The organism is Archangium gephyra (assembly GCF_042230915.1).
Taxonomy (GTDB): domain Bacteria; phylum Myxococcota; class Myxococcia; order Myxococcales; family Myxococcaceae; genus Archangium; species Archangium gephyra_B.
In genome coordinates this window covers 10,948,025-10,970,781 of record NZ_CP102578.1, presented here as the reverse complement: position 1 = coordinate 10,970,781, position 22,757 = coordinate 10,948,025, and the positions used below count along the sequence as shown (strand labels likewise).

The window sequence follows — 22,757 nt, the reverse complement described above, 5'->3', positions numbered from 1 at the left end:
AGGATCTGGAATAGTGGAAGGGGTATCCGTCGTTTTCGCGCGGCCTACCCATGATCCTGCCCACGATCTTCCTTCTCGCTTCCGCTCCGGCCGTTCCCCCCGCTCGCAATACCGTGGCCCCCGAGATTGGCGTTCCCTTCGCTTGCGGCCGGGTCTTCCCGGTGAGCCAGGGGCACGACACGGGCAGCCACCTGCAGAACGACACCTACGCGTGGGATTTCCGCATGCCCGTCGGCACGCCCGTCGTGGCCGCCGAGGACGGCCAGGTGCGCCTGGCGCGCGGTGACAGCACCCAGGGTGCGTGCGACCCGAAGATGGCGCAGCACGCCAACTACGTCGTCGTCGCCCACTCCGGGGGCGTGGAGACGCAGTACCTGCACTTCAGCGCCGTGGTGGTGAAGCCCGGCGAGCAGGTGCGCAAGGGACAGCTGCTGGGCTACTCGGGCAACACCGGTTGGTCCTGCGGCCCCCACCTGCACTTCAAGGTGGCCCGCGCGGTGGGCTCCGGGTGGAACAACCCCTCCGTGCCCGCCCTCATCTCCGGTTATGGCGACCCGGTGCGCGACACCCTCATCGCCGCGCCCGCGTGCGGCAAGAACCAGGACATGCCGGTGATGGCCGCCAACGATCCGCGTGGCAACGCGCCGCTCGCGCCCGCCAGCGACGTGATGCGCGAGGGCGAGCAGGCCGCCGGTGGCATCCCGTCCGGGGCCCGCTCCATCCTGGACAAGGTCTCTCGCACGGCCTCCGAGTCCGCCCGCCAGCGCGAGCAGACGCCCGAGGCGCGCGCCTCCGACGGCGCCGGCGGCTCCCGCTAGCGCTTGCTCCTAGCGGTCCGCCACGGGCGTGGCCGCCGGGAGCGTCAGCTCGAAGTCTCGCATCCAGAAGCTCAGCAGGGGCTGCTGTCCCGCGAGGCCGAGCGCCGCCAGGGGGCTGTCCTCCGGAATGGACCAGGTGCCCCGGAGCAGCCGCAGCGAGGTGGAGAAGGAGTCCTTCGTCTCGCACACCTGGCCCCCCATGAAATAGAGGTCCGGCAGGGTGATGGGGAGCCGGACGCGGCGAGGCAGGCCGGGGAGGTGCTCGAAACGGGCCTTCCCCAGGAGCCGCCCCCGCTCATCCCACGCGGCGCTCGTGAAGCCGCCGCCGGGAGGACGCCGGTCCAGCTCGAAGCGGGCCAGCTCCTTGGGCAGGTTCCACAGCGCGCGCCCACCGCGCAGCGACTGCTCGCTGTCCACCCAGATGAGCGGCGTGACGCCGCCGTAGCGCCGGACTCCCCGCTGCTTCACGAGGATGCCCATGGCCAGCTCGCCATACGTCAGCGTGCTGCCGGGCTCGTACTCCACGAAGGCCCCGGTGACGAACAGCCGCCCCCCGGCGATGACGGGCTCGAACACCGGGTCCACCCGCACCGAGCAGCGGTAGACGGGCACGCTCCAGGCGGACATGTACACCTGTCCGCGCAGGGTCCAGGGGGCTGGCGGGTAGTCCGCGGGCCCTGCAAGGGGAGCTGAAGAAGGCTGGCTGTCCACGGGAGGCCTCCTGAAAGGGTGCACTCGGAGCCTAGGTAGGCCACCCGAGGCTCCAAGACAAATTCTGGATGGGGCGCGCGGTTCGGCCAGCATCGCCGCTCTTCTCGTAACACTTCAGGGAGGCATCACATGGGCGCACTGGACGGAAAGACGGCCATCATCACGGGAGGTGGCTCGGGCATTGGCTTCGCGATCGCCGAGCGCTTCGCGCGCGAGGGGGCGCAGGTGGTGATCGCCGGGCGGCGCAAGGAGCGGCTCGAGGCGGCGGTGGCGCAGCTTGGCCAGGGTGCCCGCGCCGTGCAGACGGATGTCGCCGACGAGGCCCAGGTGCAGCGGCTCATCGACTCCGTGGCGAGCGTGGACCTGCTGGTGACATGCGCGGGTGGGGCGGTGTTCGGCCCGGTCGAGCAGGTGCGCCCGCAAGCGTGGCGCGAGCTGTTCGAGGGCCGCTTCTTCGGACAGCTCTCCGCCTGTCATTACGCCGTGCCGAAGATGAAGCCGGGCAGCTCCATCATCTTCTGCTCGGGCATCGCCGGCCACGCGGCCCTGGCGAACTACGCGGGCGGGGCGGGCCTGTGCGGCGCGGTCAACGCCATGGGGCGCTCGCTCGCCATCGAGCTGGCCCCCAAGGGCATCCGGGTGAACGTCCTGTCGCCGGGGCTGACGCGCGACACGGCCATCGACTGGGGCGTGCCGCCCGAGGCGGTGCCCGGGTTCCTCGCCGGGCTCTCCAACAACATCCCGATGAAGCGTCCGGGGACGGTCGGCGACATGGCCGACGCCGCCTTCTTCCTGGCGACGTGCGCGTACGCCACCGGCATGGTGCTCGACATCGACGGAGGCTGGACGGCTATTTGAGCCGGGTGAGGGCGAGCAGGGCGCGGGCGGCCTCGCGCGGGGGGCGGAGGCTGTCCTGCACCGTCTCCCCCAGCCGGGTGCCGAGCGCGCCCAGCAGCGTGAGGAAATGGCCGAGGCCCGCGCGGCGCACGCCCCGGGTGGTGCCCGCGAGGCTCGCCGACGCCAGCAGCGCGCCGCCCCCCGCCAGCAGCGCGAAGAGCGCCCCCGCGTTGATGAAGTAGTCCAGCCCCAGCAGCGGGCCCTCGATATACGCGCGCACCACGCGGTAGCCCACGTGGCCCAGCAGCGCGAGCAGGGGCAGGTTGATGAGCGGCATCAGCAGCCAACGCGCCGGGCGCCACCAGCGGGACACCGTCTCCGCCACCGCCGTGGTGACGGTGTAGCGCCAGGCGCTCGCGCGCGCGGACTTCAGCTCCACCAGCACCGTCTCCACGTCCGGCAGCCCCAGCGACTCCGGGGACAGCCCGCTCGCATGCGCGAGGCTCCGGGCCTCCGTCAGCGCGGCGCGCGCCGCCCCCTCCACCGCGAGGTCATCCTCGAAGGGCTCCACCACCGCCGTCTCCGCCGCGCGGGCCCGCGTCCTGTCCCGCACCGCGTCCAGCACGGTGGAGGTGGCCGCCACCGCCAGTCCCACCGGCAGGCTGCGCCGTGCCAGCAGCGTCGCCGCCCCCAGGCCTCCGGCCCCCACGTACGACAGCCGCATGCCCCACGCCGCCGGGCCCCAGAAGCGTCCCGCCGCCTGGTTGCGCACCTCCGTGGCGAGGTGGCCCTGCGCCAGCCCCAGCCGCGCCTCGAAGTCCGTCTTGAGTCCCTCCGCGGTGCGCGCGAGGCCCGACTCCAGCGCGGCGCGCGTCCGGGCCAGCGTGTCCTCCGTCTCCTTCAGCGCCGCCTCCACCCGCGAGGCCAGCTCCTCCAGCGCGCCCCGGGCATTGGAGCGCCGCACCCGCTCGGCCACCGCCTGCGTGCCCAGGGACTTGAGGTGGAAGAGGAAGGCGCCGAACTCGCCCGACGGGTCCTGCCCCCGCTGCGCCGCCCGGCCGCTGATGGCGAAGATGGGCACTGAGTCCAGCGCCAGCCCGTACTGCTCGGCGGCCAGCCGGCGCGCCTGGGACTTGAGGGCCTCGCGCGAGTCCGCCGACAGCTCGTCCGCGAAGTTGATGAGGAACACGAGCGAGCGGCGCCGGGCGAAGCTGGCGAGGAACTCAACCTGGGTGGCCTCGGCCACGCTGCCCCGGTGCATCACCACCAGCGCCACGTCCGCGCGCTCCAGGGCCGCGCGCGCCACCTCGCGGTGCACGGTGGCCACGCTGTTGAGGTCTGGCGTGTCGATGAACACCTGGCCGCTCCACATGCCCTGCGGGCCCGGCGTGTAGCGCACCACCCGGGCACCCACCTGGGCCAGGTCCTCCAGGCCCGCGCCCTCGGGAGCGAAGACGGTGGCGGCGGTGCTGGTGGGCCGGTCCTCGCCTTCGCGGGCGAGCGCCTGGCCGGCCAGGGCGTTGAGCAGGGTGGACTTGCCCGCGCCGGTGGCACCCACCAGGGCGACGGTGAGGGGAGCGTCCTTGCGCTCCAGGCCGCGGGCGTAGTCCTGGCGCAGCCGCTCGAGTCGGGCCGCCTGGGGCTTCAGGGCCGGCAGGGCCAGCGCGGCGGAGAGCAGGGGCTGGAGCGCGTCGGGGTCGGGCAGCGTGTCGGGCGGGGCGTCGGGCGGGGTGTTCACGGCCCCAGCCTCGCCAAGGAGTGCGCCGGTGCACAGTCCCGAATGCGGGCGAGCTTCCGCCACCGGGCATTCCGGGCCCTTCCGAGGGGATCGGGTGCGTCCCGGCCCGGCTCCATGTTAGAGGCGTCGGGGAATGCAGCAGCTCAATGAGCCCACGTCGACGGCCTTCCTGCTGACCGCGCTCGGCGTGCTGATGGGCGGGGCCGCGCTCTTCAGCCGCGCCGCCGGACGCTTCGGCGTCCCCGTGGCCCTGCTCTTCATCCTCCTGGGCGTCTTGGGCGGCTCGGAGGGGATTGGCGGCATCGCCTTCGAGAACTACGGCTTCACCTTCCGGCTCGGCACCGTGGCGCTGGTGTTCATCCTCTTCGATGGTGGCCTCAACACCCCGCTGGCCGCGGTGCGCGAGGGCATCAAGCCCGCGGGGGTGCTCGCCACCCTGGGCGTCATTGGCACGGCGGCCGCCACGGGGGTGGCCGCACGGCTCTTCGGCTTCGAGTGGAAGCAGGCCCTGCTGCTCGGGGCCATCGTGTCCTCCACGGACGCCGCGGCCGTCTTCGCCGTGCTGCGTGGCAGCGGCCTGCACCTCAAGCGCCGGGTGGGTGTGACGCTGGAGTTGGAGTCGGGCCTCAATGATCCGATGGCCGTCATCCTCACCATGTCCGTCACCGGGATGATCCTGAGCGGCGAGCCCCTGGGCTGGGGCCTCCTGCTGGAGGCGGCCGTGCAGATGGTGGTGGGGGCGGCCATGGGCGTGGGGTTCGGGTACGCGGGCCGGCTCCTGCTCAAGCGCGTGCACCTAGCGGCGGGCGGCCTCTACCCCGTGCTCTCCCTGGCGCTGGCCTTCCTGGCCTTCGGGGTGCCCTCGCTCTTCTACGGCAGCGGCTTCCTCGCCGTGTACATCGCCGCCATGCTGATCGGCGACGTGTCCTTGCCCTACCGCAGTGGCCTGCTGCGCGTGCACGACGCCATCGCCTGGCTGGCGCAGGTGGGCATGTTCCTCATGCTCGGGCTGCTCGCCTCTCCCTCGAAGCTGGCGGAGGTGGCCTGGGTGGGCGCCGGAATGGGTCTGGTGCTGGCCTTCATCGCCCGGCCCCTGGTGGTGTTCCTGTGTCTGCTCCCCTTCCGCTTCCCCTGGCGCGAGACCCTCTACGTGGGCTGGGTGGGTCTGCGCGGCGCGGTGCCCATCATCCTCGCCACCTTCCCCGTGCTGGCCCAGGCTCCGGGCGCCTTTCCCATCTTCAACGTGGTGTTCTTCATCGTGGTGGTCAACGCGATCGTTCCCGGCTCCACGGTGCCGTGGCTCACACGCCGGCTGGGGCTCGTCTCCCTCGCGCCGCCTCCGCCCCCGGCCTCGCTGGAGCTGACGTCCCTGCACCAGCTCGACGGCGAGCTGGTGCCCTTCTACATCGCCTCGGCCTCGGCCGTGGCGGGCGCCACCATCGCCGAGCTGCCGCTGCCCGGCTCCGCCGTGGTGACGCTCATCGTGCGCGGCAAGGATCTGGTGCCCGCCAAGGGCGCCACCCAGCTGCTGCCCGGCGACCACGTCTACATCTTCTGCAAGCCGGCGGAGCTGGCGGAAGTCCACCTGCTGCTCGGCCAGCAGATGGACGAGTGAGGCCCGCGCTCAGGCCGACTTCTTCTGCTTCCCCTCGTCCTTCTCGAAGAGCTCCTGCAGATCCTTGCGCGCCTCCCTCGCCAGCTCGGTGAGCTTCTTCACGTCCTTGTGGTGCTTGTAGGAGGACTGGAGCAGCGCCTCGTCGTGCTGGCGGAAGCGCTCCAGCGCCGTCTTGCTCTCGGACCAGGTGAGGCCCATCTCCTGGAGGATGTCGCCCGTCATCTCCAGGCTGCCCGCGTACGTCTCGCGCATGACGTTCTTGATGCCCAGGTTGAGCAGTTGGTAGGTGTGCTGCCGGTTGCGCGCCCGCGCGAAGATGGTGAGGTGGGGGAAGTGCTGGAGCACCGTCTCCGCCGTGCGCACCGAGGCCTCCACGTCGTCGATGGCCAGCACGAAGATCTTCGCCTTGTCCGCCCGCGCCGCCCGTAGCAGCTCCAACCGGGAGGCATCCCCGTAGTAGATCTTCGTGTTGCCGAACTTCTTGAGGAAGTCGATGTGCTCGGGGCTGGCGTCCAGGGCGGTGAAGCCGATGTGTTTGACGTGCAGCATCCGGCCCACCACCTGCCCCACGCGCCCGAAGCCCGCGATGATGACGGGGTGGTCCTCCTCGGCCGCCACGTCGAAGTCGCGCTGCTCCTTCTTGTTGAAGCGCGGGCGCACGAACCGGTCATAGACGAGGAAGAGCACCGGGGTGACGGCCATGGACAAGCTCACCACCACCACCAGCAGGTCCGCCAGCTCGCGCTCCATGACGCGGAAGCCCACCGCGAGCCCGAAGAGCACGAAGGCGAACTCGCCGCCCTGGGAGATGACCACCGCCATGCTGAGGGAGGGCTCGTTGCTCTTGAAGGCCCACTTGCCCAGCGCGTAGAGCACCAGCGCCTTGGCCAGCACCAGCCCGAGCACCAGCGCCACCACCTGCACCGGCCCGCGGGCCAGCAGGCCGATGTTCACCGACATGCCCACCGCGATGAAGAAGAGGCCCAGCAGCAGGCCCTTGAAGGGCTCGATGTCGGCCTCCAGCTCGTGGCGGTACTCCGAGTCCGCCAGCAGCACGCCGGCGAGGAAGGCGCCCAGCGCCATGGACAGGCCCACCTTGCTCACCAGCAGCGCGGTGCCCACCACCAGCAGCAGCGCGGTGGCGGTGAACAGCTCCTGGCTGTGCAGCGAGGCCACGAAGCGGAAGACGGGCCGCAGCACGTAGCGGCCGCCGAGCACCACGCCGGCCAGCACCCCCACCACCTTGAGCGCCGACATCCACCCGGGCTCGGCCGACTGCGCCACCGGCTCGCCCAGGAAGGGCAGCAGCGCCAGCAGCGGGATGACGGCCAGGTCCTGGAACAGCAGGATGCCGAAGGAGGCCCGCCCGTGCTCGGTGGTCAGCTCGTTCTTCTCCGCGAGCAGCTGGAGCGCGAAGGCCGTGGAGGACAGCGACAGCCCCAGGCCGGCGATGAGCGCGGTGGCCGGCTTGAGCCCCAGCGCCATGCCGGCCCCGGCCAGCACCGCCCCCGTGGCCACCACCTGCACCCCGCCCAGGCCGAACACCGACTTGCGCAGCTCCCACAGGCGCGAGGGCTGCAGCTCCAGGCCGATGAGGAAGAGCAGCAGCACCACGCCCAGCTCGGCGAAGTGGAGGATGCTCTCCACGTCGGAGATGAGCCCCACGCCCCATGGGCCGATCACCATTCCCGCCGCGAGGTAGCCCAGCACCGAGCCCAGCCCCAGCCGCTTGAAGATGGGAACGGACACCACCGCGGCCGCCAGGAAGATGAGAGCCTGTTGCAAGAAGGACATGGCCCCCTTCATGGCATCGCCCCTCGGGCCAGGGCAAGACGGGGGGCCCGGACACCGCGCTGCACCGCGCCATGGCCGTGCACGAGCTGGCGTCCGGCCTCACCTTCAAGGGGCGGCGGCCCGGCGAAAACGTGTGCTCGACGAGGGCCTGACCGGGTCTCCCCCGTGAGGAGGACGGCAGGGGAGCGATCGGCTGCCAGGTGGAATGGCGCTCCGGACATCAGCTGTTGTTTTGACCTCCCCGCTACGGATTCGCTCTTCTCATGCCGCTTCACTCGCTAGAAACCCCGGATCCGTTGCCCTGTGTGCCGCCGAGGCCCGCTCCCCTGGACGACGGCGAGGGCCTCCGCCTCCTGGTGGACAGCGTGGAGGACGTTGGCCTCTACATGCTCGAGCCCGACGGCCGGATGGCGAGCTGGAACGTGGGGGCCGAGCGCATCACGGGCTTCCGCGCGGAAGAGGTCCTCGGGCGTCCCTGCTCGCTGTTCTTCCTCGAGGAGGACATCGCCGCGGGCCTGCCCCAGCGGCTGCTGGACGAGGCGGAGGCGCTGGGCAAGGTGCGGGACGAGGGCTGGCGGTTGCGCAAGGACGGCTCGCGCTTCTACGCCCTCATCATCCTCAACGCGCTGCGCGATTGCGACGGCCGGCTGCGCGGCTTCAACGGGCTGGCGCGCGACATCACCGCCCGCCGCGAGACGGAGGTCCAGCTGGCCGAGGCGCGGGAAGCGCTGCGCCGCGGCGAGTCCCTGTCCCTCATGGGCTCGCTGGTGGCCGGGGTGGCCCACGAGGTGCGCAACCCCCTCTTCGGCATCTCCGCCACCCTGGATGCCTTCGAGGCGCGCTTCGGCGGCTCGCAGGAGCACGCCCCCTACGTCTCCATGCTGCGGCGCGAGGTGTCGCGCCTCCACCACCTCATGCACGAGCTGCTCACCTACGGCCGGCCGCCGAGCACCGAGCTCCTTCCCTGCTCGCTCTCCAGCGTGCTCGACGAGTCCGTGAGCCTCACCGCCCCGCTCGCCCGCGAGCGCGGCGTGTCCGTGGAGGTCTCGGTGGAGCCGGAGCTGCCCCGCGTCCGCATGGAGCCGGGCCGGCTCGCCCAGGTGTTCCAGAACCTGCTGGCCAACGCGCTCCAGTACTCCCCGAGCGGTGGCACCGTGCGGCTCACCGCGCGGCGGCTCGTGGACGAGGGGCGCGCCCGGGTCGAGTGCATGGTGATGGACCAGGGGCCCGGCTTCGTCCCCGGGGACCTGCCGCGCGTCTTCGAGCCCTTCTACTCACAGCGGCCCGGGGGGGTGGGGCTGGGCCTGCCCATCGTCCAGCGAATCATCCAGGAGCACCACGGCTCGGTCCGCCTGGGCAACGGGCCCGAGGGGGGAGCCGAGGTCCGGGTGTTTCTCCCGGCGGAGGGGGAACCGAGTGCAGCGTCGCATCCTGGTAGTCGATGACGAGCCGGCGGTCCGCTTCGGCATCCGCCATTTCTTCGAGGCGCACGGCCTGGAGGTGGTGGAGGCGGAGAGCTGCCGCGAGGCCCGCGAGCTGTTTCGCGGCTACCGGCCGGACCTCGTGCTGCTGGACTACCGCCTGGCGGATGGCACCGCGTTGGACCTGCTCCCGGAGATGCGGGCGGTGGACCCCTCCATCCCCGTGCTGGTGCTCACCGCGCACGTCTCCATCGACGCCGCCATCCAGGTCATCAAGCAGGGCGCGGAGCACTTCCTGCCCAAGCCGGTGGAGCTGCCCACCCTGTGGGTGATGGTGGAGCGCCTGCTGGAGATCCAGCGCACGCGCCGTCAGCAGCAGGCCCAGGCCGCCAGCCAGGCCGAGGAGCTCAACCCCTTCCTCGGCCGCGGCCGCGCCATCCGCGAGCTGGAGGCCACCGCGCGCCGCGTGCTGGACAGCGACAGCCCCGTCCTCATCCAGGGCGAGACGGGCACCGGCAAGGGCGTGCTCGCCCACTGGCTGCACGTGCACGGCGCCCGCGGCGGAGGGCCCCTCGTCCAGCTCAACTGCGCCGGGCTGCTGCCCCAGTTCCTCGAGACGGAGCTCTTCGGCCACGAGCGCGGCGCCTTCACCAGCGCCGTCAACCGCAAGCAGGGCCTGCTGGAGGTGGCCCACCGCGGCACCGTCTTCCTCGACGAGATTGGCGACATGGACCTGCAGGTGCAGCCCAAGCTCCTCAAGGTGCTGGAGGAGAAGCGCTTCCGCCGGCTGGGCGAGGTGGAGGACCGCTCGGTGGACGTGCGCCTCATCGCCGCCACCCACCAGGACCTGGCCGAGGCCGTGCGCACGCAGCGCTTCCGAAGCGATCTCTACTTCCGCATCAGCACCCTGCCGCTGCACCTGCCCGCGCTGCGCGAGCGGCCCGAGGACATCCCCCTCATCGCCCGGGACATGCTCGCGCGGCTCTCCCGCGAGCTGGGCCGTCCCGGGTTGGACCTCACGCCCCCGGCCGAGGCCGCCCTGCGCGCCTACGCCTGGCCCGGCAACCTGCGCGAGCTGCGCAACGTGCTCGAGCGCGCCGCGCTCCTCTCCTCCACCTCCGCCCTCCGCACGGAGGACCTGCGCTTCAACCACGCCATGGCCCGCGCGCTCTCCCCCTCACCCCCGGAGCCCCGGGCGCCCGCGTGCGAGGCCTCGGAGCTGGACCTGACCCTTCAGGAGGTGGAGCGCCGCCACATCGAGCGCGTGCTCGCCGCCGAGGGCGGACACGTGGAGCGAGCGGCCAGGCGGCTGGGCATTCCCCGCAGCTCGCTCTACCAGAAGCTCAAGAGCCTGGGCCTGTCGTCCAAAGTCTAGAATCCAGAATCCGGGCCTTGGACACGGGCCGGGCCGGGAGGGCTCCCGGGTGTGATTCCGGGGATTTGTCGTCCACCGGACAGTGGCGTGGGAATTGCTGTTGACACGCCCGCCCCATGACCTGGTTCCACGACCTGAAGATCGCCTCCAAGCTGCTCTTCGCCTTCCTCGCCCTGAGCCTCCTCACGCTGTTGTTGGGGGTCCTCGCCATGAGCCAGATGGAGGTGATGAACGTCGCGACGGATGACGTGACGGGCAATTGGATGCCGAGCCTGGCCTACGTGTCGGACGCGAACACCGACACCTCGGATTTCCTCATCGCCGAGCTGCAGCACGTCCTCTCGACGGATGCCGCGCAGATGGCCCAGTTCGAGCGGGAGCTGCGGGAGCTGCAGAAGACGATCGACCAGGGCCTCTCGCGCTACGAGTCCCACATCTCCCTGGAGGACGAGCGGCGCCTGTACGAGGCGTTCACCCGGGACTGGAAGCTCTACCTGCAGGAGCACGAGAAGGTCATCGCGCTCTCGCGCTCGGGCCAGCAGGAGGCGGCCCGCGAGCTCCACCACGCCCGCTCGAGGCCCGCCTACGTGGCGGCCATCGACAAGCTCGAGGAGCTGGTGGTCGTCATCCAGAATGCCGCGCGGAAGGCGTCGGAGCACTCGGATTCCGCGTATGCGCTCTCGCGGGGGTGGATCCTCGGCGCCATGGGGGGCAGCCTCCTGTGCGGCCTGCTGCTCAGCATCTTCATCGCCCGGGCCATCTCCCAGCCGTTGAACGACGCGGTGGCGGCGGCGGATCGCATCGCCGAGGGGGACCTCACCGTCCGCATCTCCTCCGAGACGCAGGACGAGACGGGCCGGTTGCTGGCGGCCCTGCAGCGCATGGTGCACAAGCTCGCGCAGATCATCGGCGAGGTGCGCGAGGGGGCCAGTGCGCTCGCCTCGGCCTCCGCCCAGGTGTCCTCCTCCTCGCAGAGCCTGTCGCAGGGCACCAGCGAGCAGGCCAGCAGCGTGGAGGAGACCACCTCCAGCCTGGAGCAGATGACGGCCAGCATCGGTCAGAACCGCGACCACGGCCGGCAGATGGAGCAGATGGCCGTGCAGGGCGCCAAGGACGCGGAGGAGGGCGGCCGGGCGGTGAAGGCGACGGTGGAGGCCATGGGCTCCATCGCGGAGAAGATCTCCATCATCGAGGAGATCGCCTACCAGACGAACCTGCTGGCGCTGAACGCGGCGATTGAAGCGGCGAGGGCGGGAGAGCACGGCAAGGGCTTCGCGGTGGTGGCGACGGAGGTGCGCAAGCTGGCGGAGAGGAGCCGGACGGCGGCGAAGGAGATTTCGGGGCTGGCGACGGGGAGCGTGAAGGTGGCGACGCGCTCGGGGGAGTTGCTGGAGGAGCTGGTGCCGTCGATACGGAAGACGGCGGACCTGGTGCAGGAGGTGGTGGCGGCCTCGGCGGAGCAGACCAGCGGGGTGGCGCAGATGAACAAGGCGATGCAGCACGTGGAGCAGGTGACGCAGCGCAACGCGTCGGCATCCGAGGAGCTGGCGTCCACGGCGGAGGAGCTGTCCTCCCAGGCGGAGGCGCTCAGCCAATTGGTGTCCTTCTTCCGCGTGGCGGAGGGCTCCGAGCGCTTCTGGCGTCCGGTGTCCCGGCCTCCTCCCGCCGGTCCCTCCCCCGGGCGGGCTCCCTCCGCCGGGCACGGGCTGAAGGCCGCGGCAAGTGGCCTGGGTTCCATGGCTCCCGCTCCCCGCGCTTCTCTTCCGGCCCCGCTCCCGGACGAGGACCACGAGTTCAAGCGCTTCTAGGTGACGGTCATGAGCACACAGACTCCCGCCGCGTCCACGCAGTACCTCAGCTTCATCATCGCCGGGGAGGAGTACGCGCTCGGCATCCTGCAGGTGAAGGAGATCATCGAGTACGACACCGTCACGCGCGTTCCCGGGACGCCCGCGTGGGTGCGCGGAGTCTTCAACCTGCGCGGCAGCGTGGTGCCGGTGGTGGACCTGTCGGTGAAGCTGGGCATGCCGCCCTCCACGCTCACCCGGTGGAGCTGCATCGTGGTGGTGGAGGTGAAGCTGGGCCAGGAGCGCATCGTCCTGGGACTGCTGTCGGATGCCATCGGCCAGGTCATCGAGCTGGAGCCGGGCGCCGTGATGCCGCCGCCCTCCTTCGGCACGCCCATCCACGTGGACTACCTGCTCGGCATGGGGCGCCTGGGCACGGAGAAGAAGTTCGTCCTGCTGCTGGACATCGACCATGTGCTCAGCAGCCAGGAGGTGCTGACGGCCAGTGTGCTGCGGCCTCCGGCTCCCGTGGAGGCGGCCCCGGCCCCGAAGCCTCCGGGGTCTCCCGAGACAGGCACCCCGGACTCCTCCGCCGCGCCCGCCTGAACGAGGCCCTTCCGGGCAGCGGGAGAGCCGCCTTCCTCACGAGCCCTCGCCGCTCACCGGGCGGGGGCCCCGGCTCGTGGTGGCTCGTCCAGGACGAGGCGCTTCCCTGGCACTCCCTCCGCCGCTCGCTCTGCGTGAGAGCGGCAGGGGGGCCGGAGCGTCTCGTCCAGATTCTGGAATCCGGAATCCGGATGTTGGACAGGGCGCCCGTGGCCGAGGAGCCGTGACGCAATTTCGAGGAGTTGTCACACGCTGAACAATGGCGTGGGGCTTGCTGTTGACGCGGGCAGATGAATCCCGAGTTGGAGAAGGTGCACGCCGTCTTCCTCACCGAGACGGAAGAGCAGCTCGTCAGCCTGGAGCAGGAGCTGTTGGCGCTGGAGACGTCTCCCGGTCCGGAGACCTTGCGAGCGGTCTTCCGCACGGTCCACACCCTGAAGGGCGGCACGGCCGTCATGGGCTACTCGGCGGCGGTGGAGCTGGCCCACACGCTGGAGGAGCTGCTCACGCGGCTGGAGGCCGGAGTGCTGGTGTTGCACTCGGGGCTGGGCACGCTGCTGCTGCAGTCGGTGGACGCGCTGCGCGAGCTGGTGGGCCTGCGGCCCGTGGCCGAGCCGGACCTGCGGCTGCCCGCCAGTGACGTGCACAGCCTGCTGGCCTCCACGGTCGCGGCCTCGCGGCCCGTCTCCTCGGGCTCGGGGAAGCCGGGCGCGGAGTGGCACGGGCCCGAGACGTCCGCGGAGCCCGCCGAGTCGTCCCCCCTCCGGGAGCGCACGCTGCGCGTGGGGCTGGACCGGCTGGACCGGATGCTGGACCTGACCGGGGAGATCGCCATCGCGCGCGGGCGGCTCACCACCATGCTGGCGCAGGCGCACCGCTACACGCCCGAGCAACTGCTGGAGGCGCACCGCGAGGCGGATGGGCTCTACCTGGACCTGCAGGAGCTGGTGATGAAGGTGCGGATGGTGCCCATCGGCCGCACCTTCCAGCCCTTCACGCGCACGGTGAGGGACCTGTGCCTGGCCACCGGCAAGCAGGTGCGGCTGGAGCTGAGCGGCCAGGAGGTGGAGGTGGACACCACCGTCACCGAGCTCATTCGCGATCCGCTCACCCACCTGGTGCGCAACGCGATGGACCACGGGCTGGAGACGTCCGAGGTGCGCGAGGCGCAGGGGAAGAGCCCCATGGGCACGCTCACGCTGCGCGCCTTCCACGAGGCGGGCAGCATCATCATCCAGGTGGCCGAGGATGGGGCCGGGCTGGACCGCGCGCGCATCCTCGCCCGGGCGCGGGAGCGCGGGCTGCTGGGGCCGGACGAGATGCCGGAGGACGATGCGCTCTTCCGCCTCATCTTCGAGCCCGGCTTCTCCACCGCCGAGCGCGTCACGGAGCTGTCGGGGCGGGGCGTGGGCATGGACGTGGTGAAGCGCAATGTGGAGCTGCTGCGCGGCACCATCTCCGTGGACACGGTGCCCGGCAAGGGGACCACGTTCAGCCTGCGCCTGCCGCTCACCCTCTCCATCATCGAGGGCTTCTCGGTGGGCATGGGCGAGGAGACGTACGTGATTCCGCTCGAGCACGTGGTGGAGTGCGTGGAGCTGCCGCAAGGCGAGAGCCGCCCCGGCCGCACCGGCGTCTTCAACCTGCGGGGCGAGCCGCTGCCCTTCCTGCGCCTGCGCGAGCACTTCGCGCTCGGGGGCGCGCCGCCGCCGCGCGAGAGCATCGTCGTCATCGGCCATGGCCGGGGACGGGCGGGCATCGCCGTGGACTCGTTGGTCGGCCAGGGCCAGACGGTCATCAAGCCCCTGGGCAAGCCATGTCAGGGACTGCCCGGACTGGCCGGCTCCACCCTGCTGGGAGATGGCCGCGTGGCCCTCATCCTCGATGTGCCCGCGCTCCTCCAGCAGGCCCTGAAGGCCGTCCCCCCTTCCGCCGCGGCCTGACCCCTCTCTTCCTCATCGAGCTGCAATGACCTGGTTCAACAACCTGAAGATTGTTTCCAAGCTTGCCGTCGCCGTCCTCGTGCTGTGCGTCAACGCCGGTGTGATGGTGGCGGTGATCAGGGTGCAGATGCAGCAGATGCGCCTTTCGTCCGACCAGGTGAGCCAGAGCTGGCTGCCGGGTATCAGCTACATCTCGGATGCGAACACCCACCTGGGCGAGTTCCGCAACGCGGAGCTGCAGCACCTCTCCTCGGCCGACGCCGCGCGGAAGGCCGGGTGGGAGCGGCGGATGAGCGAGGCGCGCGAGGAGCTCGAGCGGGACTTCGCGCGGTACGCGCCGACCATCCTGCTGGAGACGGAGCGCCACCTGTTCGAGGACGCTCAGCAGCGCTGGAAGGACTACCTCGCGGAGCACGACAAGCTCCTCGCTCTCTCCTGGGCGAAGGACAACCCGGAGATGCTCCTCGCCGCCAACGGCCGTGCGCAAGAGGCCGCCGATTCCACCTCGGCGAAGCTGGAGGAGTTGGTGGCCCTCAACGTCAAGTCCGGGCAGGAGGCGGCCGTGCGCGCGAACGCCGCCTTCGAGGAGGTACAGCACATGATCGTCCTCATAGGCGTGTTCTGTAGCCTCCTCTTCGTGGCCATTGGCGCCACCCTCTCCCGCTCCATCTCCCGGCCGTTGAGCGACGCGGTGGGGGTGGCGGACCGCATCGCCGAGGGGGACCTCACCGTCCGCATCGACGCGCGGCGCGAGGACGAGGTGGGGCTGCTGCTGACGGCCCTGCAGCGCATGGTGCACAAGCTCGCCCAGGTCATCGGCGAGGTGCGCCAGGGGGCTGACGCGCTCGCCTCGGCCTCCTCCCAGGTGTCCGCCTCCTCGCAGAACCTGGCCCAGGGCAACAGCGAGCAGGCCAGCAGCGTGGAGGAGACCACCTCCAGCCTGGAGCAGATGACGGCCAGCATCGGTCAGAACCGGGACCATGGCCGGCAGATGGAGCAGATGGCCGTGCAGGGCGCCAAGGATGCCGAGGAGGGTGGCCGGGCGGTGAAGGCGACGGTGGAGGCCATGGGCTCCATCGCGGAGAAGATCTCCATCATCGAGGAGATCGCCTACCAGACGAACCTGCTGGCGCTGAACGCGGCGATTGAAGCGGCGAGGGCGGGAGAGCACGGCAAGGGCTTCGCGGTGGTGGCGACGGAGGTGCGCAAGCTGGCGGAGAGGAGCCGGACGGCGGCGAAGGAGATTTCAGGGCTGGCGACGGGGAGCGTGAAGGTGGCGACGCGCTCGGGGGAGTTGCTGGAGGAGCTGGTGCCGTCGATACGGAAGACGGCGGACCTGGTGCAGGAGGTGGTGGCGGCCTCGGCGGAGCAGACCAGCGGGGTGGCGCAGATGAACAAGGCGATGCAGCACGTGGAGCAGGTGACGCAGCGCAACGCGTCGGCATCCGAGGAGCTGGCGTCCACGGCCGAGGAGATGTCCACCCAGGCGGAGGCGCTGAGCCAGTTGGTGTCCTTCTTCCACCTGGGCGAGAGCTCCGAGCGGGCCTGGCTTCCGGTGTCCCGGCCCCCCATGGGTGGGCACCCCATCGAGCGGACGCCCTCCGCGGCGCACGGGCTGAAGGCCGCGGCGAACGCGCTCGGTCCCGTGGCCCCGGCGCTCCGCACCCCAACTCCCGCCGTGCTCCCGGACGAGGACCGCGAGTTCAAGCGCTTCTAGGTGACGGCCATGAGCACACAGACCGCTGAAGCATCCATGCAGTACCTCAGCTTCATCATCGCCGGGGAGGAGTACGCGCTCGGCATCCTGCAGGTGAAGGAGATCATCGAGTACGACACCGTCACGCGTGTTCCCGGAGTGCCCGTCTGGGTGCGCGGGGTGTTCAACCTGCGCGGCAGCGTGGTGCCGGTGGTGGACCTGTCGGTGAAGCTGGGCATGCCGCCCTCCACGCTCACCCGGTGGAGCTGCATCGTGGTGGTGGAGGTGAAGCTGGGCCAGGAGCGCATCGTCCTCGGGCTGCTGTCGGATGCCATCGGCCAGGTCATCGAGCTGGAGCCGGGCGCCGTGGTGCCGCCCCCCGCCTTCGGCACGCCCATCCACGGGGACTACCTGCTGGGCATGGGGCGGGTGGGGACGGGGAAGAAGTTCGTCCTGCTGCTGGATATCGACAAGGTGCTCAGCAGCCAGGAGGTGCTGGCGGCCGGCGCGCTGCGGCCTCCGGCGGACTCCTCTTCCAGCACTTCCTGACTCCATGACCTGGTTCCGCAACCTGAGGATCTCCTCCAAGCTGCTCGTCGCCTTTGGCATCCTGCTGGGCATCACCACCTTCCTGGGCCTGTTCGCCATCGTGTGCATGGACGACATGCGCGGGGCGTCCGATGAGGTGTCCGCGGACAGGCTGCCGAGCATCCTCCATCTCGCGGACGCGACTGACCGCCTCGCGAGCTTCCGCCGCGCCGAGCTGCTGCACTCCCTCGCGCGGGATGCCACGGTCATGGCCGACTACGAGCGGCGGATGCGCGAGGACCTCGCCCAGTTCGAGCACAGCCTCGCGCAGTTCGCCCCTCACGCCGTCTCCGAGGAGGAGCGTCACGAGCTCGCGGAGTTCAAGGACCTCTGGGTGGCCTACTCGGCCGATCATGACCGGATCATCGAGCTGTCGCGGGCAGGGCGGATCGCCCAGGCGCAGGACCTCATCGCCAACGGCTCGCACCACAACTTCTTCGCGGCGAACACCCAGCTGCGCAAGCTCCGGGACACCCACTACAAGGCCAGCATGCGGGCGGTGGCGCACTCGAACGCCACCCACGAGAACGCACGCCGGTGGATCCTCTGGGTGCTGGGGACGAGCCTCGCCGTGAGCATGCTGTTCTGCTTCTTCGTGGCCCGCTCCATCTCCCGGCCGCTGGCCCGTGCGGTGGTGGTGGCGGACCGCATCGCCCGGGGAGACCTGGGCGTGCGAATCGGGGAGACGGCCCGGGACGAGACGGGACGGCTGCTGGCGTCCATGCGGTACATGGCGCACCGGCTGGCCGAGGTCATCGGCGAGGTGCGCGAGGGGGCCAACGCACTCGCCTCGGCGTCCTCCCAGCTCTCGGCGTCCTCGCAGAGCCTGGCCCAGGCCACCAGCGAGCAGGCCAGCAGCGTGGAGGAGAGCACCACCAGCCTGGAGCAGATGACAGCCAGCATCACCCAGAACCAGGAGCACGGCCGGCAGATGGAGCGGATGGCCGTGCAGGGCGCCCGGGACGCGGAGGAGGGCGGCCGCGCGGTGAAGGCGACGGTGGAGGCCATGGGCTCCATCGTGGAGAAGATCTCCATCATCGAGGAGATCGCCTACCAGACGAACCTGCTGGCGCTGAACGCGGCGATTGAAGCGGCGAGGGCGGGAGAGCACGGCAAGGGCTTCGCGGTGGTGGCGACGGAGGTGCGCAAGCTGGCGGAGAGGAGCCGGACGGCGGCGAAGGAGATTTCGGGGCTGGCGACGGGGAGCGTGAAGGTGGCGACGCGCTCGGGGGAGTTGCTGGAGGAACTGGTGCCGTCGATTCGGAAGACGGCGGACCTGGTGCAGGAGGTGGTGGTGGCGTCGGCGGAGCAGGCCAACGGCGTGGTACAGATGGGCAAGGCGATGGAGTACGTGGACGAGGTGACGCAGCGCAACGCGTCGGCATCCGAGGAGCTGGCGTCCACGGCGGAGGAGCTGTCGGCGCAGGCGGAGGCGCTGCAGCAGTTGGTGTCCTTCTTTCGCGTGGCGGAGGAGTCCGGGGACGTGGCACACCTTCCTCCGCGCGCTCCGGGTGTCACCACCGGGCACGGGCTGGAGGCAGTGGCGTGAGCGAGCCCAACCGGGAGCAGGGCGCCCCCGTCCTCCCACGAGAGCCCGTGCCGCCCACGGAGCGGGAGTTCGCCGGCTACCAGCGGCTCGTCTACCGCGAGGCGGGCATCTGGCTGTCTCCGGCGAAGAAGGCGCTGCTGGTGGGACGGGTGTCGCGGCGGCTGCGCGAGCTGGGAGGGCTCTCGTTCGGCGCCTACCTGCGGCTGGCGGAGGACGACGAGGCGGAGCGGGTGCGGCTGCTGGACGCGCTCTGCACGCACGAGACGCACTTCTTCCGCGAGCCCCGGCACTTCGAGTTGCTGGAGCGCGAGGTGCTGCCGCGGTGGCGGGCGCGCGGGGACACGGGCACGGGCGAGGGGCGCCGGGTGCGGGTGTGGAGCGCGGGGTGCTCGTCGGGCGAGGAGCCCTTCACCCTGGCCATGGTGCTGCGCCACCACCTGCCGGCCGAGGAGGGCTGGGACATCCAGATCCTGGCGACGGACCTCTCCACGCGCGTGCTGGAGCGGGCGCGCCAGGCGCTCTGGCCGGTGGACAAGGCGGAGGAGATTCCGAGGCACTACCTCCGGGCGTACATGCTGCGCGGGGTGGGCAGCCAGGAAGGGAAGATGAAGGCGGGCCCGGAGCTGCGCTCGCTGGTGCGCTTCCAGCGGGTGAACCTGAATGACGGGCAGGGGTTGATGGGGCGCTTCGATCTCGTCTTCTGCCGCAACGTGCTCATCTACTTCGACGCGGCCTCGAAGGCGCGGGCGGTGGAGCGGTTGCTGAACCACCTGTCCCCCCACGGGCTGCTGTTCCTCGGACACTCCGAGAGCCTCTCGGGTCCGGGCTGGCGCGTGCGCACGGTGATGCCCACCGTCTACGCGCCGCGGCCCCGCGAAGCCGCCCGGAGGGATTGAGGCATGGCGCCCCTGCTACGCGTGCTGGTGGTGGATGACTCGGCGGTGGTGCGCCAGGGCGTGCTCACGCTCCTGGAGCACGTGCCCGGCATGGTGGTGGAGGTGGCGTCGGATCCGCTCATCGCCCGGCAGAAGATGAAGAGCCACCGGCCGGACGTCATCCTGCTGGACCTGGAGATGCCGCGCATGGACGGGCTGACGTTCCTGCGCGAGCTGATGCGGGAGGACGCGCCAGTACCGGTGGTGGTGTGCTCGGGACTGGCGGGGCCGGGCTCGGAGACGGCGGTGCGCGCGCTGCAGGAGGGCGCGTTGGAGATCATCGCCAAGCCGCAGCTTGGCGTCGGGGACTTCCTGCGCGAGTCACGGGCGCGGCTGGTGGAGGCGATCCGCGACGCGGCGCGGGCCCGGCCCCGGCTGGCCCGGCGGGCGCCTCTGGTGCGAGCCGAGGTGGAGCCGTTGGAGCGGCCGGCGTCCTCGCTGCTCACGGTGACGACGGACAGGGTGGTGGCGGTGGGGGCTTCCACGGGAGGCACCGAGGCGCTGCGGCAGTTGCTGGAGCCGATGCCCCCGGACTGCCCGGGAATCGTCATCGTGCAGCACATGCCGGAGCAGTTCACGTCGGCGTTCGCGAAGCGGTTGCACCAGCTGTGCCGCATCGAGGTGAAGGAGGCGGAGCAGGGGGACCGGGTGCAGCAGGGCAGGGCCCTCATCGCACCGGGCAACCGGCACCTGCGGGTGCGGCGCAGCGGCGGCCACTACCAGGTGGAGCTGATGGACGGAGGGCGGGTGTCCGGCCACAAGCCGAGCGTGGATGTGCTGTTCCAGTCGGTGGCGCGGGCGGCGGGGGAGAACGCCATCGGCGTGCTGCTGACGGGGATGGGCGAGGACGGCGCGGACGGGCTGCTGGCGATGAAGCAGGCCGGAGCGGAGACGCTCGCCCAGGACGAGGCGAGCTGCGTGGTGTTCGGCATGCCACGGGCAGCCATCGAGCGCGGGGCTGTGGACGAGGTGGTTCCGCTCTCGTCCATCACGGCCGCGGTGCTGCGCCGGGCCCGCCGTCTCCGCGCGCACTGAGACTCCATCCCCTCTCCCCTCGGGAGAGGGACAGGGTGAGGGTGCCCGGGCCCGTTCTTCAACCCGTGGCCCTCACTGTGCGCAGGGAGTTCAACCCGGGGTCCGTGGCACCCTCACCCCGTCCCTCTCCCGGAGGGCGAGGGGATATGGCCGCGGCTCAAGGTGCTTTCTTCTCTCCACCTGGCGGCGGCGGGACATAGCCCCCCTTGGAGAGCCGCTCGGCGCTGCGCTCATACACTTCGACGGGGTGCTCGCGAACGCCCGTGGCATCCGCCCACCGGTTGTAGAAGTTGAACAGCGCGCAGACGGTGATCGCGTCGTAGATAGCCTCCTCCGTCCAGCCCGCCGCCTTCACGGCCTCCACGTCCTCCGGGTGGATGTGCTCCGACTCCCGGTTCACCTTCTCCAGGAAACGGAACAGCACCCGCTCGGCCTCCGGAATGGGGGCCGTTTCCAGGTTCTCCAGCACGGCCTGGACCTTCTGCTCATCGCCCAGCATTCGCGCCGCGACCGCGGCGTGGGAGTTCGTTCAAAATACACACTGGTTGCGCCGCGAGGTGAAGGCGGCGATCAGCTCGCGCATCCCCGGCGGCAGCGGCGAGGGGCCACGCATCGCCGCCTGGGTGAACTGCGTCAGCGCGTCCGTCATCTCCGGCTTGAAGGCGAGCAGGTACCACAGCCCCGAGGGCGGTGCTCCGCTCTGCCGCGCGCGCCGGATGAGCTCCGAGTACTGCCCCGTGCCTTCGTGCTTCTCGACGTCCTTGAGGAACATGCCCCCCAGTATACCCGAGCGCACCGCCTTCCTGCCGCGGGGCCTCCTCCAGCCGCTTCTCCAAGGGGTCTTGGATGGACTCGAAGACGGGCTCGAAGTGGATGGCGGTGCCGTGCGGGTGAGGCCGGGGAAGGCCTTGCGCAGCTCCGCGGCCGAGCACCAAGGGTTCAATCCGGACCGCCTGCTGGTGCAAGCTGCTCCGTCATGAACCCTACCGGTACGGTGTTGGTGTTGTCCCTCCTGGGCGCTTCGCCCGCTCTGTCTCAGGACCCGCTCTGCGCCCGGCGCGAGCCGTGCACCGTCGTGGAGACGCTCGACGCGGGCAAGGACGCGCAGGGCCGCCCCCTGCAGGTGAAGCACGTGGAGCTCGGGTGGGCGGACGTGGAGACGTCGGACAAGTTCCTCGGGCGCAAGTTCGGCCCGGGTGGCCGCAAGGCGGAGGGCTCGCGGGCGGACGGCCAGTGCGAGGCCGCCGAGTGGTGGCTGGTGCGCCCGTCCCAGCCCGCCCAGCTCCTGCTGTCCGTGTGCAACAACGGCTACGGCGCCGCGGGCGTGGGCGAGGACTCGGTGACGGTGTCTGACAACCGCTTCTCGCATGACCAGCACGGCGGCAGCCGCCAGCGGTGGACCGTCTCGCGCACGTTGCAGCTCTCGCCGCTGCGGCTGGTCATCGAGGGCCACCGCAGCTCCGACTCCATGGCCGAGGACGGGAAGGAGGACGGCGACTACTGGGACCTCGAGCAGCTGCGCGGTGACGTCGTCCGCGCGGCCCCCGAGTGCGAGGAGGGCGAGCCCTCCCTGGGAGAGCGGACGCTGCCGTACCTGCCCCAGGTGCAGGTGGACAAGGCGTACCTCGAGGGCGGGTGGAAGCAGGCGGGGCTCGGCGCGTGCGGCTTCGAGTCCGGCAACTTCCTGCTGGGCAACCAGGACGACCCGAAGGACGCGTCGCTGAAGGCGCTGCTGGTGGCGCCGGACACGCTGCTCGTCGAGGTGCGCGACGACAAGTGGACGGGCCCGAGCGCGAAGTGGCTCAACGACGACCATGTCGAGCTGTGGCTGGCCCCGAAGCCGCCCCAGGAGCTCACCGGTTGCGGCAAGCCCACGGCGGAGCAGCTGCCCTCGCAGTGGGGCATCCGCATCGCCGATGGCAAGGTGTTCCCCGCCTTCGGCTCGCCCAAGCAGACCCTCCAGGTCGAGCGCGCCGAGATGCCGGACAAGAAGGGCTACCGGATGAAGCTCAAGCTGCCCACGCCCTTCCAGGCCATCAGCGTCGTCTACAGCGACAGCGACAGCGGCAAGAAGCAGGAGCTGATGCTGGCCACCAGCCTGGTGAAGTTCGGCCGCCCCGAGACGCTCAACCCCGTGCGCGTGGTGCCCCCCGCGGAAGCGACGTGCTCGGTGAAGAACGGGCAGCTCGCCGTGGTGCCCGGGCCGGTGAAGAAGACGGAGCCGGACGTGGCCGTGCTGCGCATGGAGTAGCATGGACGAGGCGCTGACCCGCATGCCGTGGGCCGGCGCCCGACAGAGGGCCCTTCCT

The 22,757-nt window shown here is 70.9% G+C and carries 19 protein-coding genes; 14 read left to right on the top strand and 5 right to left on the bottom strand.

The window, feature by feature from the left end:
- Positions 1-50 precede the first annotated feature (50 nt).
- Positions 51-818 (top strand): M23 family metallopeptidase, encoded by a 768-nt coding sequence (locus NR798_RS43245; protein WP_375768459.1) that lies wholly within the window; start codon positions 51-53, stop codon positions 816-818.
- Between the two features lie 9 nt (positions 819-827).
- Here the strand turns inward: NR798_RS43245 and NR798_RS43240 are convergent, their stop codons facing one another.
- Positions 828-1,622 (bottom strand): acetoacetate decarboxylase family protein, encoded by a 795-nt coding sequence (locus NR798_RS43240; protein ID WP_375768458.1) that lies wholly within the window; start codon positions 1,620-1,622, stop codon positions 828-830.
- A 36-nt stretch (positions 1,623-1,658) separates the two neighbouring features.
- On the opposite strand from NR798_RS43240, the gene NR798_RS43235 reads away from it, so the two are divergent.
- Positions 1,659-2,387, top strand: coding sequence for an SDR family NAD(P)-dependent oxidoreductase (locus NR798_RS43235; protein WP_375768457.1), 729 nt, complete (start codon positions 1,659-1,661; stop codon positions 2,385-2,387).
- On the opposite strand, the gene NR798_RS43230 is transcribed toward NR798_RS43235, so the two are convergent.
- A complete protein-coding gene (locus NR798_RS43230) occupies positions 2,380-4,104 on the bottom strand; it encodes a GTPase (RefSeq protein WP_375768456.1) in 1,725 nt (574 codons plus the stop codon). The two genes, NR798_RS43235 and NR798_RS43230, sit on opposite strands and share 8 nt — an antisense overlap.
- A gap of 133 nt (positions 4,105-4,237) precedes the next feature.
- On the opposite strand from NR798_RS43230, the gene NR798_RS43225 reads away from it, so the two are divergent.
- Positions 4,238-5,719 carry a potassium/proton antiporter gene (locus tag NR798_RS43225; RefSeq protein WP_375768455.1) on the top strand — a complete coding sequence of 494 codons (1,482 nt, stop codon included), beginning with the start codon at positions 4,238-4,240 and terminating at the stop codon, positions 5,717-5,719.
- A gap of 9 nt (positions 5,720-5,728) precedes the next feature.
- Here the strand turns inward: NR798_RS43225 and kefC are convergent, their stop codons facing one another.
- Positions 5,729-7,513: a glutathione-regulated potassium-efflux system protein KefC gene (gene kefC, locus NR798_RS43220; protein ID WP_375768454.1), complete on the bottom strand. Its 1,785-nt coding sequence runs from the start codon at positions 7,511-7,513 to the stop codon at positions 5,729-5,731.
- A 305-nt stretch (positions 7,514-7,818) separates the two neighbouring features.
- On the opposite strand from kefC, the gene NR798_RS43215 reads away from it, so the two are divergent.
- The 10 genes from NR798_RS43215 to NR798_RS43170 all read left to right on the top strand — a co-directional run bounded on the left by NR798_RS43215 (position 7,819) and on the right by NR798_RS43170 (position 20,448).
- Positions 7,819-8,958 carry a nitrogen regulation protein NR(II) gene (locus tag NR798_RS43215; RefSeq protein ID WP_375768453.1) on the top strand — a complete coding sequence of 380 codons (1,140 nt, stop codon included), beginning with the start codon at positions 7,819-7,821 and terminating at the stop codon, positions 8,956-8,958.
- Entirely contained in the window at positions 8,930-10,309 is a 1,380-nt protein-coding gene (locus NR798_RS43210; RefSeq protein ID WP_375768452.1) for a sigma-54-dependent transcriptional regulator, read from the top strand. Before NR798_RS43215 ends, NR798_RS43210 begins: the two co-directional genes overlap by 29 nt.
- Before the next feature lie 116 nt (positions 10,310-10,425).
- Positions 10,426-12,117, top strand: coding sequence for a methyl-accepting chemotaxis protein (locus tag NR798_RS43205; protein WP_375768451.1), 1,692 nt, complete (start codon positions 10,426-10,428; stop codon positions 12,115-12,117).
- Positions 12,118-12,126: 9 nt separating this feature from the next.
- Entirely contained in the window at positions 12,127-12,702 is a 576-nt protein-coding gene (locus NR798_RS43200; protein ID WP_375768450.1) for a chemotaxis protein CheW, read from the top strand.
- Positions 12,703-12,992: 290 nt separating this feature from the next.
- Positions 12,993-14,645 carry a chemotaxis protein CheA gene (locus NR798_RS43195; protein ID WP_375768449.1) on the top strand — a complete coding sequence of 551 codons (1,653 nt, stop codon included), beginning with the start codon at positions 12,993-12,995 and terminating at the stop codon, positions 14,643-14,645.
- Positions 14,646-14,670: 25 nt separating this feature from the next.
- Positions 14,671-16,362, top strand: a complete 1,692-nt coding sequence (locus tag NR798_RS43190) for a methyl-accepting chemotaxis protein (RefSeq protein ID WP_375768448.1) — start codon at positions 14,671-14,673, stop codon at positions 16,360-16,362.
- 9 nt (positions 16,363-16,371) lie between these two features.
- A complete protein-coding gene (locus NR798_RS43185) occupies positions 16,372-16,890 on the top strand; it encodes a chemotaxis protein CheW (protein WP_375768447.1) in 519 nt (172 codons plus the stop codon).
- 4 nt (positions 16,891-16,894) lie between these two features.
- Positions 16,895-18,478 carry a methyl-accepting chemotaxis protein gene (locus tag NR798_RS43180; protein ID WP_375768446.1) on the top strand — a complete coding sequence of 528 codons (1,584 nt, stop codon included), beginning with the start codon at positions 16,895-16,897 and terminating at the stop codon, positions 18,476-18,478.
- Entirely contained in the window at positions 18,475-19,374 is a 900-nt protein-coding gene (locus NR798_RS43175) for a CheR family methyltransferase (RefSeq protein ID WP_375768445.1), read from the top strand. Before NR798_RS43180 ends, NR798_RS43175 begins: the two co-directional genes overlap by 4 nt.
- A gap of 3 nt (positions 19,375-19,377) precedes the next feature.
- Positions 19,378-20,448, top strand: coding sequence for a chemotaxis response regulator protein-glutamate methylesterase (locus NR798_RS43170; protein ID WP_375768444.1), 1,071 nt, complete (start codon positions 19,378-19,380; stop codon positions 20,446-20,448).
- Positions 20,449-20,605: 157 nt separating this feature from the next.
- Here NR798_RS43170 and NR798_RS43165 read toward each other — a convergent pair whose 3' ends face one another.
- Positions 20,606-20,947 carry a carboxymuconolactone decarboxylase family protein gene (locus tag NR798_RS43165; RefSeq protein ID WP_375768443.1) on the bottom strand — a complete coding sequence of 114 codons (342 nt, stop codon included), beginning with the start codon at positions 20,945-20,947 and terminating at the stop codon, positions 20,606-20,608.
- Between the two features lie 30 nt (positions 20,948-20,977).
- The gene (locus tag NR798_RS43160) at positions 20,978-21,220 is read right to left on the bottom strand and encodes a peroxidase (protein WP_375768442.1); all 243 of its coding nucleotides are present in this window, start codon (positions 21,218-21,220) and stop codon (positions 20,978-20,980) included.
- Between the two features lie 204 nt (positions 21,221-21,424).
- Between NR798_RS43160 and NR798_RS43155 the strand changes: the two genes are divergently transcribed.
- Positions 21,425-22,699, top strand: coding sequence for a hypothetical protein (locus NR798_RS43155; protein ID WP_375768441.1), 1,275 nt, complete (start codon positions 21,425-21,427; stop codon positions 22,697-22,699).
- The last annotated feature ends 58 nt before the right edge of the window (positions 22,700-22,757 follow it).